The organism is Endozoicomonas elysicola (assembly GCF_000710775.1).
In the GTDB taxonomy this organism is placed as follows: Bacteria; Pseudomonadota; Gammaproteobacteria; order Pseudomonadales; family Endozoicomonadaceae; genus Endozoicomonas; species Endozoicomonas elysicola.
Map to the genome: position 1 here is coordinate 5,381,457 of NZ_JOJP01000001.1, position 14,431 is coordinate 5,395,887.

Genomic DNA, 14,431 nt, shown 5'->3' on the forward strand with positions numbered 1-14,431 from the left:
GTTCACTTAGCTGTCATTAAACGGAGGGATCTGACTGGCCTATCACCAGTCAGATGTTGCGTATTAAACGTAATCAATCAGGTGTTTATTGATTCGGGTCTGGAACCAGAGATCATCCCCCTTACGGAGCCACTGCCCAAGTTCCTTACCCAAGGCCTTGACCACTTCCTTTTCAGCGTCAAACAGGTTGTTCATCTGATATGGGTCAGCACTGTTATCAAACAGAACCCCTTCACCTTCTTTATTGATCACAAAGGTGTAACGGTCAGTACGAAGGCCTTTCTGCTCGGTATGCAGGAGATAAGGAATGGAAGTTGGCCTGCTCTCTTTTGCCGCCGTCCCCAGGAAATGAGGTGTCAGGTCCTGTCCATCAACAGACTTTGGAATTTCGCTGTTCAGACCAGCAAGGCCAAGCAACGTAGGCATGAAGTCCATTGACCCCATCAGTACATCGTTAACACCAGGCTTGATAGCTTCTGGATAGCGGACAATCATCGGGATACCCAGTGCTTCTTCATAGGCAGTACTTTTCGACATCAGGCCATGACTACCCATCATCTCACCATGGTCAGAGGTATAAACGACGATAGTGTTTTCTGACATGCCCAGCTCATCCAACGTTTTCAGCAGACGGCCAAACTGACGGTCAACACCGGAAATGCTTGAATAGTAATAGCGAACAACCTCTGTACTCAGCCCTTTACCCGGCTTCCCTTTCATCAGCTGTTCGTTGCTGCTATAGACCATTTTCATGGGCAGCTGATCGTTATGCCGGTTAGGACGGTTGAGCAGATCATCCACATTCGCCACTTTTTCCGGAGAGTAATGTTTGTGATACATCTCAGGGTCAGTGTCTTCCAGATCTGCATAATCCGGGTGTGGAGGGTGCGTGCTGACAAACAGACAGAAAGGGTTGTCTAAATCACGCTGATTGCTGGTGTTTTTCAGATAATCAATGGCGACATCCGTTTCATGGATGGTTGCCCAGATACCCGGCTCATGACGTTTACCATCATTATCATAGTAATGAGGGTTGGCATGGTCATCGTCGGTACCATAGGCATACCAGAAGTCAAAGCCCTGACGGTCTTCCGGTGGTGTGTAGGAGTCCATGCTGTGCTCAATAGGCCCCGTCCAGTTCGGTGAGCTTTCGGCAACATATTTACCTGGGTTGGCCGGATCATTGGGTTCTGGCTTATCCAGATGCCACTTACCAATGTAACCACAGGAATAGCCATTTCTGCCCAGAACCTTGGCCAGAGACTCGGTATCACGAATCAGCCCCCAGTCACGATCTACACGACAGTTCCAGGGAACTCCATTCGAGTGAGGAAACATACCACTGAACAGCATGCCACGGTGTGGACTGCAAACCGGAGTGGATGAACAGCACTGGGAAAGCACCAGACCCTGCTGAGCAAACTGGTCAATGACTGGAGTATGAACCGGATCGGAAACGCCATTAAGGTAGGATGCGTACTGAGGATTTTGCCAAAGCCCTAAAGCCTGACGGCGATGCTGGTCAGCCAGGAAAAAGACAATGTTTGGACGCTTGCTTTCCTGTTCAGGTGTTCCTGCTTTACTGTCAGCAGTTACTGTCTGGCTTGTTCCACTGCAGCCGGCAAGCATACCGGACACGGAAGCCGTACCTGCTACTGCGGCCAGTGCAGCGCTTCTTTTAAGGAAATCTCTGCGATTGGTCATTTTTTTACTGCGCTCACCCATGTCTTTCTAACAGGCTTTCATATTACTTTGTAAATATTTTCGTTTATTGACTCCAATCAACGACCATCGACTTACGAAAAATATCGAAACAAAAAAGCAAACAACAAGAAAGAGAAACAAAACACAAACTTTCAGATTAAACACCCTCAGATTGACGGCTATCAAAGCCTGAGTGTTCAACCTTGAGTATTTTTGCGCATTACTTGCAGCGTCTAACGTTTCTTTATATGACCAATCGAAGGAACTTTTTGAAAGCCGGCGCCTTGCTGTATTGTCAACACACTGGGTAAGGAGCCGGGTACTATTTTGCGGGATTCAGATAACCTGTGGTATCAGCAGCGGATAAATATAGATGTGTTTACTTACGCTTAGGGCCTGTTGACGTTTCGTTGCGTGCTCAGTGATCTAGAAAAGCGTCATATGCGCGAAAGGCTTGCGAAGCATATAGTTATTCTACATCAAGCAAGCCTGACAAAGCAGATGGTGCTTTTCTGGGTCACCCTTCGGGCGGATCAGGGCGCCCCTATGGCTTCGTTGCGGCATTTTGAAAGGCACCAGCATTCCTGCAATGCCGCGCCTCGTCATAGGAGCGCCCTGATCCGCTGAGCTCGCAACGAAACGTCAACAGGCCCTAGGCATTTGCAGGTTCCTGCTGGCAAACCAGTCAGGAACCCTTTCTTAACCAACGCAGACTTTACAGAACCCCAAAGTAAGAACCAGCAAGCCCCATTGTCACAATCCCACCGATAATCTTCAGCGGTGAAACGCCTTTCTTCACGAAATAGAAGATCATCATGGTAAACGCCAATGGCAGCAGTTTTGGCATGATCGGGTCAAACAGGTCTTCCTGCAGACTAATACTTGCTTTACCGACTTCCACCACCGCAGTCATTTGCAACCGAACGAAGGTAGCAATCAACCCACCCACTACGGTCAAACCAACAATCGTCGCCGCATGGGAAAATTTCTGGGTATGTTCCTTCAGGGCACTGATCGCTCTTGAGCCGGCATTATAGCCATAATGCGCCAGGCCAAAACGGAGGCCAAAATGAACCGCATTAAACAGCACCAGAAACAGAATAGGCCCCAGTACACTGCCTTCCATTGCCAGCGAAACACCGAGAGCCGCGCAGATAGGTAGCAGAGTTAACCAAAACAGTGCATCACCGATACCACCCAGCGGCCCCATCATGGCAACTTTGATCGCACGGATAACAGACAACCGTTCTTTGCTGCGCTCCATCGCCAGCACCACCCCCATAATAAAGGAGACCAGAAACGGATGCGTATTAAAGAACTCCATGTGTAATTGCATGGAACGACTCATATCCGTATCGTTTTTATGGATCTTTCTTAGAGCAGGGTTCAGACCATAAAGCCAGCCAGCTGCCTGCATACGTTCGTAGTTGAACGATGCCTGCAAAGCCAGAGAGCGCACCGCCATTCTATTTATATCATCACGGCTCAGCACTTCACCCGGAGATTGATCCTGGTATTCATCCACATCCAGCTTGCTGCTTTCCTGAGCCTTGTTCAGCATCCGTTTGGCCTTTGCGCTCATGGCCGCTTCGCTATTAAATGCCATCGTTTACATCTCCAGCCTGGACGGTTGCCTGTGTTACGGTTTGCTGACTCTTAAAGTAATCCGCCATGGCAATGGCAATACCCACCAAGGCAATAGCAATGACCGGAAGCTCCAAATAGGCTGCCGCCAGAAATCCTGCGATAAAATAGGGGATATAGTTTTGCTTGAACATGATTTTCATCAGCATGGCAAAACCAATAGCAGGCATTAAACCACCAGCAACCCCCAGACCATTCATCACCCATTGTGGAGCGACTTCTACGACAACTTTCGCCTGTTCAGCACCAAAATAGATTGGTAGAAAAGCCAGAATAAAATAGAAGCTGAAAAGCACGCCAATGGCTAGATAATTGATCTTATCAATTCCTTTCCAGTCTGCTTTTTCCGCTAATTCATCACAGCGATGCATCATTGGAGACATGGCGGTAAACAACAATGTAATCAACCCCTGAACCGCTACTGCAAAAGGCACAGCAACACCAATGGCAGCCTGAGGCTCTGCCTGAGTCAGAATGGCAAATGCCACCCCGATGATTCCCCCTATAACGACATTCGGTGGCTGGGCTCCTGCCAGCGGTGCCATCCCCATCCAGACCAGTTCCAGAGACGCACCAGTGATCAGCCCCATTTCCAGATCACCCAGAATCAGTCCAACGATTGGGCCGGTGATAATGGGTCGATGAATGTGGGTCAACCCGTTAAACAGATCAACACCTGCGACACCCGCAAGTATTGCAATCATAAGCGCTTCGAATAGCACAGGAATCCCCCTACCAATGAACAACTGGCACGAAAAAACAAACAAAAGGAAAGAAAATGAAATTTAGAACTAAAAAAACATCAACATACGGAATATATAATCATTATAAACTTACGTATATTGACATTAATCAAAAAGTACAAACATTAATCAACAGTCTTACCCGAATATGATATTTCAGGATAGCTGCGCTCTGGCTTGAGCAAGCCCCTCAGTACAAGCACTCCCCACCCTCCAGCCAGACCATACAGGTGCGCATCAATGGCAACAGCGACACTCAACAGCTCAGCCCTGCTGGATAAGTCTATGAAGCCTGACTGCTCAAGAAGTACTTTCCCCGCCCAAAGAGCCAGTAATAAAACCTGAAATGTTCTGCTATATCGATCTGTCATGACAACAGCAAGAATAAACAAACCGTGCAATACACCGGACAAGCCGGCATAAGTCACGATTTCCGGGTTGAATAACCAGATACCCGCACTGACCCACAGGCAAAGAAAGATAAAACTGAGAGCCCCTTGCCGGGAAAAAAGAAATGCACGGTTGATGGCGGCAATCACCAGCATGCCTGCCAGATTCAACAGGAAATGAACGGCACTGAAATGAACGATATGGGCGGTAAGCCAGCGCCAGATCAGGTTGCTGATGCCTGCATCACGGTCAAGGGCAAACCAATCAAGAAAGAAGGATGACATGGGGAGTATCTTGAATGAGTTGCCAGTAAGCTGGCAACTCTTATTCATTTAGTAATTTACCTAATGTCAGGCTTTTTACGCATGGCAAAGGCAAACAACAGAGCCAACAGGGTCATCCATTCAATAGCGCCGCCACCCTCACCACCGCCTTCACTGGGTGGAGGTGGTGGTGTTACAGACTCTTCACCTTCTGGCTTCAGTTCAATAGATTTGCTCCGCCCAAAATCACTGGTAAACGTGACCTCTGTACTGTCAGACAGTTTGTTCAGCTGAATTCCCTGTTGTGAATCTTCAACCAGCTCCCATAACCCATCCACTGTTACCGTGACATCCACTGGCTGATGACTTTGACGATCATCTTCATGATTTAACGTTAAACCAGGTGATACCGCTGTCAGGGAGAGCCGTCCTGTGGATAATGTTCTGACCATGGCCAGTGCCGGTTTATCAATATGGGTAATCAGGGAGTGATTGGTTTCACCGCGTTCAAAAGCAACATACCCCGTTACGCCAGAGCTTTGATCCTGAATAATATGGAACTGGTGATCCTTGCGAAGGACTTCGTAACCAGGGTTCCCCTGCTGCTGGTTTAAAGACAGGGCTTCCATTTCCTGTGGCGTCGTATCAAGAATCACCTGATATTCATACCCGGCTTTATCTGGCCGCACACCATGATCAATCCAGGCACTGGCAAAGTGGCCTGAAGTAGCTTCCTTTGTCTTATTATGTCGGGATGACTGTTGCTGTCGTCTCACCTCTACAATGGAGTTGCTGCCGATCAGATAACCATTTCCCATACCATCAATCAGCCAGTCATGTTCACCCAGCTGAGTTGAGTCAGTGGATGTGGAAATCTTTCCTCCATTAATCCAGGTATCCATAGAATCATCGGTAATCGCATGCTGGAACAGTGTGGTTTCCGTTCGATTAGAGCCTGAGCCCGTATTGGAAATATCGCTACCGAGCATAATCAGGCGATTGCCAATGGCCAGGACACTTTTGCGAGCGACAAAGGTTGGATCAAAGTTTGGACGGTCTGGAGCCTTGTGCTTGAAAGCAAATAAACCAAACTCATTGTCCAGTGAGGCACTGCCACTGAAGGCTTCATCAGAGAACACCATCAGGGTTCCACTGTTCGGACTTTCAAGCGTATCCCACTCCAGATGGATCGTGGTGGTGCCCGGGTTGCGGTTCCAGTTCCAACCATCTTCTTTATAACCGAAGGATTCAGGATTGCCATAAGGCATGATCTGCACGCCACCATGGCTCTGATAACGACCATACCGGTTATCCGCCGCATAAATCTCCGAAGACCAGACGTTGCTGTTATAGGCCTTCAACGTCACCATAGTGTCTCCATAGCGGTGAATACCAAACGCCCCGCCATTAAACGACCAGTGCCCTTCAGGCAGGGTCGCAGGGTTGATGCTGCGTCCGAATATAGACTGCCCATCCTGCGCCGATTTCCCGGTTACCTGCAGATAGATGGATGCCAGCTCCTCATCAATGGAATCTCCGCTTTCAGGGTTTCCGCTGAGAGCCAGATACTTCATACCGTCGTCATAGGCTTTAATTCCAAGCCCGGTAAAAGGATGCCTTCCGGAATTACCCAGCCCAACAATCGGGTTAGTGTACAACCAGCCCGCCATCATGGCTTTTTTCAGATTTGCTTTTCCAGCATCACTGACTGAAAACGGTGAATCGTTAAGGAAATAGACAACCTTTGCCACATTATCCATGGCAGAAAACGAGTAGCCGGGGTAATTGCCTTTATGACGCCAGGCCGTGCCGTCAGGACGGAAACCATCAAAAAAGCCTGGAGGCGTCTGGGCAAGTGACTCTCCAATAAAGTCGGAAAACTTGCGTATCAGCGCCACTCTTCGATGTTCATCAGGCTCCAGAAGCAGGAGTGTCAGATGCTGAATAGAGAGGGTGTTAAAATAGTCCATGTTGCTACTCTCTGGTCCCGCAACCATATCAAAGCTCTCTTTGAATTCACGGGAGTACCAGACCAGGGCATCATAAACTTTATTCCGTATGCCTTGTTCGAGCTGGTCAGCCATCAACAATGCTGATAGATACCACCAGCGACCGCTGTAACCCCAATGGTGGGTGGTTACCAGCGCACTGCCCTGAAAAAATCCCTGACCTAAAAGATGTTCAGTCAGCTTGATATACATTTCGGCCAGTTCTACCTGATGAGCCTGAAATGCATCCTGATGATAAGCCGTACCAATATTCAGCATCAGCTTGGCATAACCTGCCACTTTACTGTCTGCACCTTCGCGGTCGTCTTTATCCCCCAGAATCACATATTCATCAAACTGGAGTTTATCATTCCCCACCAGAGAGTCCGGCTGATAGATCACCTGCTGTTTATCGGTAATGATATGACGCAACGGTCTGGTTAAATTGTCGTCCAGATGCAGCTCCGCATACTTGCTCTGCAACTCCCGGAAAGTAGGAACGTTTGAATCAACCAGATATTCCAGAGTTCTCTGGTAAATATCTTTAACCCCTGCGAGTTCTGAGGGTGTTGCCTGGGGTGGAGGCTCGGCAATATTGAAATCAATTTCTGTAAATGGATGGCGGTCAATCTGAATATGATAGTCCGACCACTGATAACGATCGTCATCAATGGAAAACATGACTCGGTCGATCAGTAGTGAGCCATTGCTAACACTGGGCGCTTTAAAACTTAAAGAGTCAATCGGCCCATTGTTAAACCCAAGGTCATTGATGATGGAAACACCAAATGTTCGCCAGCCAGTAAAATCCAGTGATACTTCGGTTTTATGGTTTGTGTCATCATTCAATAAAACCTGCAGCTTCTTACTTTTATCCTGAGCCTGCTCATTGTAAACCCAGAAAGAAAGTACATGAGTTGCCGGACGTCCCAAAGCATCTCTGGCCTGCTTATCAGTAATCAAATCAATAGCAGAACTGTTGTTAATCTTCAGAGCGGCTGATGGAGCATTCCAATCCCATTGAAGTGACTGGTCACCGTGAATGGCTTTATTGAAGGAGAGTTGAACCAATGAGTTTTCCTGAGGCTCCACATACCCCGGAACAGCATTCTCTTCAAAAGATATCACATCAGGTACAAGAACATTCGCGGAAACCGATCCAGCTAATAAACACTGTGAGATAAAGAGAAGGCTTCTCCCTAACCCCGTTACGCGACATCCTGATGCCTTAGAGGACTGTTTCGAGGTAAGCAATGGGAACTCCTGAAGGTATTCGGTTGGCTGTTGCTCATCATTGGAGCCAGTCTTTCATCTCAATAGTACGTTTTGTTTATTTTTGTTTATTGATTGCCGTCAAAGACAATGTTTTGAAAGAAAATATTTCAAAAAAAGCGAAAGAATCGGCGCGAACCGAGAACAAATACTTTCGTTTTGAAGAACTTAAAGCTGGACCAGCTTTAAGTTCTTCAAATAGGAAAGGCACTCACTGGATGTGAATGCCTGTATAAAAGAACAATTATTGAGCAGAAGGCGTAAAGCTTTTTACCGTTTGTGGTGCACGCTGATGGCGGAGTTCGTTAGCCATGTATTCCATATACGGCTTCATATGGCTGAAGATCTTTTTATAGGAACCACACAGATGGTTCTGCTGATGCTTCTCACCAACCTCAACAACCCGGTGCTTCGGGCAACCGCCATTACACAGGTTGAGAAACTCACAACTACGACATATGTCCGTCAATGTGGTTTCCTTACTGTCACCAAAGGCTTTTTGTTTATCTGACTTTGCCATATCAATCACATATTCGTCATTGATATTCCCAAGCTTAAGATCTTCATAGACAAAATGGTCACAGGGATAAAGGTCGCCATTCTGTTCAAGTACCAGCGCATTACCGCAGGTTTTCTGGAAAATGCAGATGGAAGGCGGGTATCCCAGCGTCTGTGCGAGTACGGTTTCAAAAAGACGCACATAGATATCACCTACGTCGTTTTTAACCCACTCATCAAACACCTCAGTCATGAACTTTCCATACCCCTTCTCATCAGAAGAGCCGGGGACAGAGAAGCTGGTCATTTTATTATTTCCCCGCTTTACCGGGAAAATAAGCTGAGCGGCCTGCTCATCAATACGAGCATCAGACTCCATTAATTCAACAATGGGAATGTACTGGTGAAAATCCGAGCCAATGGACTTGAGAAAGCGATAGACCTCAAGGCCATGATCACAGTTATGATCATTGATGACCGTCAGGGTATTGAAATCAACCTTATACTTTTTCATCCGCTCAATGGCGGCCATGACCTTTTTAAAGGTTGGAGTTCGCCCTTTGGAAACCCGGTAACGATCATGCAGATGCTCAGGCCCATCAATGGAGATTCCCACCAGGAAGCGATTCTCAGCAAGAAACCGCGCCCACTTGTCATCAATCAGCAGGCCATTGGTCTGAATACTGTTATTTACCGGTTTACCATTACTGTAACGCTTCTGGTACTTCACGATGGTTTTGAAAAAGTCCAGACCACAGATGGTTGGCTCCCCCCCCTGCCAGACAAAACTGATCTCAGGGAGGTTGGCCTGAGCCTTTACCTGCTGTTTGATGTATTGACGAAGCGTTGCATCATCCATACGCATGGGCATCTGCTTGCCATAGATCGTTTCTTTCTCCAGGTAAAAGCAATAGTCACAGGACATATTGCACTGGAAGCTGCTTGGCTTAGCCATGATATGGAAGACGGAGTCTGTCAAAATAACCTCTGCTAACTGCTGCAATCCCTAAAATAAGCCCACATGACCAAGCTCATTATTTTGAGCGCTGATCATATTGGCTTTATCTCCTATTCGTATTGAGTAAGGTCAAAAACCAAACAGTTCTCTGACTTTCTAGAAGAAATGTGCCATCTTTGAGCTGTAACTGGTGACCCCTTTTCGGAGAAGGTTATTTTTGGGGCGTTCAGCTCGCCCTGTCAGCTGTTCAAGCAGTCTATTTTTCAACGACTGTGTTTCCAGCCTTCGGGTTTCCGGTGACTGCTCCTGAGTGTAATCACTGGTAAAGATCACCGTCACTTCCCCGGTCTGCTTTACGCCAATCACTTTTGCGTCTATTGCTGGAATCTCGAGCTGAAAATCACTGATCTCAACGGGCAAAGGCTCCGGTCTGGCATCCCATAAGCCAGTGCGATGGCCAGAGTAAAGAGCAACTACCAGTGCCCGCATGGACCAGAAGCTGCTGGCGGGACCACTGTAGTTATCCACTAGACGACTGTCTTCTGAAAAAAGCCCCTGAGTTGGAGCACCGTAACGCATAGCTCCATTACCGATAAAATACCTCAGGCTGGTCGCCAGTGACCGCTGAGCTTCACCCGCCGTAATGGACGATTTTTCCGGATCGTTTTCCATATCCCCCTTCATATCAAGAAGGGCCAGCAGTGGTGCAGAGACGGCCAGACGGTAGCAGGCACTGCGTCCAAAGAAGGCAATACCTTCAGGCGTCAGAAAATGAAGATAGGTGGACACAAATTCTGACATTGAGGTGTGGATAAAACCACGATCAAACTCAGGGTCAATTTGATCTAACCAATAGAGTGAGTAATGAAAACCCCAGGCGTTGTAGTAATCGTAATTACCCCGGGCACCATCACGAAACCAGCCTCCCCCCACATGAAACTCTTTAATTCGCTGATACTTCTGGTGATCGACATGATCAACCCCGGTTAACGACTTCAACACCAGCTGAACGGTCAGTGGAAAAAGATGCCAGTTGTTATCCACAGTGGACAGGGGATTCACCTGAAGAAACCAGTCGGTAACCTGCCTGCGCTCATTGTCAGTCAATGTATTCCAGACCCAGTCCTTACTTATCCACAATGCCAGTGCCAGATCAGCGCTTTCACAGATTTTCTGGTCATAGCTTTCGAGTTTTCCCCAATAACCCCGATGGCTCGGATTGGTACCTGCCAGAAATGCTGATTTTACTATCTCTGGAATATTCAGCTTCTGACCGTTAAGGGTTATTAATTCCCCTTGCTTGGCGGATTTCTTCTCAAATTGTGTCTCAACTTGCGTCTCAACTTGAAAGTGCAGCCAGGCGGCCAGCACAGGAATCACACGACTGGTACCTTCCAGTGCATCGGTTCTGGCCGTCTGCTGGCTGGGCCGGCCTGGATAATAGGCGTGACTGTAACCCCAGGCTGCATAATGGTCAAAAGCTTCAGCAATATACCGGGTTAATATATCGCACTGTTTTACAATGGGTTGGTCATGGCTCTGAAACAGTGCCTGCAAGTCAGCATCGTTTCTGTCATAGGCCGACTTCCTGGTAAAGCGTCGAACGAGACTCTCTCGAAAAATACGAAAACGCATGGAAAGATCGGGGTTTTCACAGGGAATAACCGGACGGGGGCTGGCACTGATTTCAATGGTCATGACAGAAAGTGAAAGATAAATGAAAGCGAGATAATAAATCAGACAAGATGAATATCAATAAATGAAAACCATTTAATGGATTCGCAGTCAGCCCTCGAAAAGTCGAACAGTTCTCGAGGGCTGGATAATGCTTAAAAACGCCAGTTCATATTGGCAGTCAGCGCATAATCCCGATAATCACCACGCTGATAATATTGCAGGCCTCCTCCCACATTAATACCAGAAGTCATTTCAAGATCAGCTCCAAAGTGAGCATACAGGCTGTCATCACCCACGCTATCACCGGTCATAATAAAACCTTCATCACTGGTGTCACTGACCAGGCCAGCGTTTTCCTTAATGTATTCATCGTTACTGAGGTCTTTGTAACCCATGACAGTAAACGACGGAGTAAGTGTGCCAAGCTCGACAGGAATATTGTAAGAAGCAGAAAGACCAGCCCCTAATTCCATGACCGTGTACTTCTGTTGCTCATATCGAAGCGCTGCTGGAGATCCGGTTTCCTGGAACTCTTCTACCTGAATCCATTGCAGCCCATAAGACAGTTTCGGTTTGACATGAACACCAGCCATATCGAACTTCATACCAGCTGCTACCTGATAGCCCATTTGATGGCTGCTGTATTCAGCATTTGCCTGCTGGTTACCTTCGTACCCGGTGCTGGCGCCCACATAACGCGTGCTTTCGTTATCGTTGAAGGCCAGACTGAAGTTGCCATCCAGGAAGAAGCGGTCATTAAACCAGCCGGCATAACCCATTGCCTGATATGAGGTCACATCTTTTGTATTCTGGCTTCCGCCGATTTCAATATCCGCATTGGCCATACCAAAGGAAAGCCCCAGAAATTTGTTATTGTCCATTACATGGTCAATACCAAAAGAAGCACCCAGCATACTCATCTCATAACCATTGGCTTCACTGGAATTATCCAGTTCCCCATCGCTGTAGAGCACCTGGGTCCAGCCATTCCAGCTGTCGTGGCTGTTACCCAGCCAGGCCTGGTTTCTCAGGTAATCACTGCGCAAGCCTGAACCACGACGCATCTGGTCAGTAATCGCCAGTGCCGAACGCACTTCTCCACCTTCTGCATCCGGGGTCAGTTCATTGGCCAAAGCGGCTGTTAAGGCTGCATCGCTGCCACTACTGGCCAGAAGTGCCACCAGCTCACCGGCGGGATTGCTGTTGCTGTTTAACACCGCAATCTCATCAGCAGCCTGCTCCGGTGTTATACCCTGACTTTCATTAAACTGGGTCAATGCTGATTTAACGATGTATTCAGAAGCCGCAATATCCTGAGCGTTACCACCACCTTCTTCCACCAGATCACCAAACTGATCGGCCCCCATTTCGGCATCCAGAGTAACGCCAACTTCTACGATGATCTCACTGCCAATCACTTCACCATTGAGGCCAATTTTTGCGATTTCCTCACTTTCACCGGTCAGCAATGGAGACAGGCTATCTTCCAGTTCATAGGCAATATTCTCACCGCCATCAATGGTGTCAGCCTCCAGAACGGTGATCTGCTGGCCAATAATGTCATTGATATCTGCACCTTTATAAGTCAGGCCAACAGAGCTGCCAGTTTCGAACTTGGCATCTCCGGTCACCTGCAGAAGGGTTTCATCCAGATTGGTCTCTTCACCAACGACAAAGTTGAGGGTTGAATCGGCTTTATTCGCAAAGGTGTCTGTATCCCAGACGACGGTTTGCTGCTGTCCATGAATGGACAGATAGCCACTGTTCTCAATCCAGCCCACACCGGATATGGAATGACCATCGAAAACAGAGTTGCCTTTGAAGTTAATTCGATTACCGGCACTGCCATTGTTATGGGTGGTATTACCGATAATGTCACCAGTGATGGTTCCGTCAATAATATCGAGCTTGACGACAGAATCCGCGCCCGAGAAATCAATGGCTGCCTCTCCACCAGAAACCGTAGCGCCCTCAGCAATCTTGAGGTTAATAACTCCACCATCCACCGCCTGACCATCAATCACGATAGCCGTACCGTTCTCACTGGAAACGACGCTCCCAGCCTTGGCAATGGTCAAGTTATCAATAGTCGCACCATCAGCGATAACAATGGCATCTCCATTCACACTATGAACAGAACTGTCGTATATTTTGAACCCGTCTTTTTCAATGATCGTACCGGAGCCAATCAAGATGGCCGTTCCATTGGTACTCTGGACGCTGCTTCCGGTCTGGATAACCAGCCCATCTTTCTTCAACAGCCCACTTTGAATATGGATGGCATTGCCATTGGTACTTTGAACAACGCTGTTACCCTGTACTTTTATACTACCGGTAATGTCTGATGCATTTTCTATCGAAATTGCAGTTCCATTTTCACTGCTAACAGTGACCCCACTATCAAGCAGTAAGCTGCCATTGATCGTTGAGCCATTTTTGACAGCAATAGCATCACCATCGATGCTGCTGACTTCACTGCCACCCTGAATTTTCAAATCACCAGTGATGGTAGAACCATCAACATTGATCGCAGTGCCAGAGATACTGCTGACTGAGGCTTTGTAAACCGTCAAGCCACCATCACTGATGGTACTGTCTTTAAGATGAATTGCATCACCATCACTGATCACCTGACTGCCATTCTGAATTTTCACACCGCCTGAAATAGTCGTAGCATTTAAATCAATAGCGGTAGCACCTGAAGACTCAATCTGGCTGTCATCAATGGTAATACTTCCGGCAACGTCGCTGTTCTTGATGCTGATAGCACTGCCATTAGTGCCCGATACCTGCGAGCCTTTGGTAATTTTTATACCACCATCAATATCAGCTCCATCAATTGCAATAGCGGATCCATTCGAGCTCGCGATCACACTTCCCTGAATATCCATCCCTTCCTTAATGGTTGCACCATTTTTGATATCGATCGCCGTACCATTCTCAGTTGTTACAGTACTTCCATACATTTTGAACTTTCTGGTAATGGTTGCGCCTTCTCCAATGAGAATAGCGCTACCACTACCTTCAACAGTGATCGTTTTTCCATCCGTGTCCAGCCATGCATACTCGGTATTCTCTTTTGCTTCCAGGGCATTCTGATCAGTAACACAAATATCACTGACTGGCTTAATGTTCCCACTATCCGGTGATACGGGGGTTGTAGAACACTCAGCTAAAGTAAAAGAGGAGTAACCCGCGAGTACGGAGGAAACGGCAATAGCAAGAATACGCTTATTGAATAACTGCTTTGAAGACTTCATAAACTTCGTTCTGATTCTGTGTGTTTTTTGAAAC

At 47.5% G+C, this 14,431-nt stretch carries 9 protein-coding genes; 1 reads left to right on the plus strand and 8 read right to left on the minus strand.

Translation table 11 applies throughout. The features are described from left to right. Nucleotides 1-63 precede the first annotated feature (63 nt). From GV64_RS22645 to GV64_RS22665, 5 genes are all read right to left on the minus strand, one after another. Nucleotides 64-1,704 carry a sulfatase family protein gene (locus tag GV64_RS22645; RefSeq protein WP_160171825.1) on the minus strand — a complete coding sequence of 547 codons (1,641 nt, stop codon included), beginning with the start codon at nt 1,702-1,704 and terminating at the stop codon, nt 64-66. 715 nt (nt 1,705-2,419) lie between these two features. After that, entirely contained in the window at nt 2,420-3,310 is an 891-nt protein-coding gene (locus GV64_RS22650; RefSeq protein ID WP_020581874.1) for a PTS system mannose/fructose/sorbose family transporter subunit IID, read from the minus strand. Beyond that, nucleotides 3,300-4,052: a PTS N-acetylgalactosamine transporter subunit IIC gene (agaW, locus tag GV64_RS22655; protein ID WP_020581875.1), complete on the minus strand. Its 753-nt coding sequence runs from the start codon at nt 4,050-4,052 to the stop codon at nt 3,300-3,302. Before agaW ends, GV64_RS22650 begins: the two co-directional genes overlap by 11 nt. 164 nt (nt 4,053-4,216) lie before the next feature. Beyond that, nucleotides 4,217-4,813 (minus strand): rhombosortase, encoded by a 597-nt coding sequence (gene rrtA, locus GV64_RS22660; RefSeq protein ID WP_081622083.1) that lies wholly within the window; start codon nt 4,811-4,813, stop codon nt 4,217-4,219. Between the two features lie 8 nt (nt 4,814-4,821). Further along, nucleotides 4,822-7,986, minus strand: coding sequence for a chondroitinase family polysaccharide lyase (locus tag GV64_RS22665; protein WP_152554165.1), 3,165 nt, complete (start codon nt 7,984-7,986; stop codon nt 4,822-4,824). Between GV64_RS22665 and GV64_RS22670 the strand changes: the two genes are divergently transcribed. After that, the gene (locus tag GV64_RS22670) at nt 7,986-8,228 is read left to right on the plus strand and encodes a hypothetical protein (RefSeq protein WP_020581878.1); all 243 of its coding nucleotides are present in this window, start codon (nt 7,986-7,988) and stop codon (nt 8,226-8,228) included. The two genes, GV64_RS22665 and GV64_RS22670, sit on opposite strands and share 1 nt — an antisense overlap. 20 nt (nt 8,229-8,248) lie before the next feature. On the opposite strand, the gene GV64_RS22675 is transcribed toward GV64_RS22670, so the two are convergent. The 3 genes from GV64_RS22675 to GV64_RS22685 form a co-directional block, all read right to left on the minus strand. After that, nucleotides 8,249-9,481, minus strand: a complete 1,233-nt coding sequence (locus tag GV64_RS22675) for an anaerobic sulfatase maturase (protein ID WP_201772510.1) — start codon at nt 9,479-9,481, stop codon at nt 8,249-8,251. Between the two features lie 135 nt (nt 9,482-9,616). Then, nucleotides 9,617-11,158 (minus strand): DUF2264 domain-containing protein, encoded by a 1,542-nt coding sequence (locus GV64_RS22680; protein ID WP_020581880.1) that lies wholly within the window; start codon nt 11,156-11,158, stop codon nt 9,617-9,619. A gap of 131 nt (nt 11,159-11,289) precedes the next feature. Then, nucleotides 11,290-14,397 (minus strand): autotransporter outer membrane beta-barrel domain-containing protein, encoded by a 3,108-nt coding sequence (locus tag GV64_RS22685; protein ID WP_020581881.1) that lies wholly within the window; start codon nt 14,395-14,397, stop codon nt 11,290-11,292. Nucleotides 14,398-14,431: the final 34 nt, after the last annotated feature.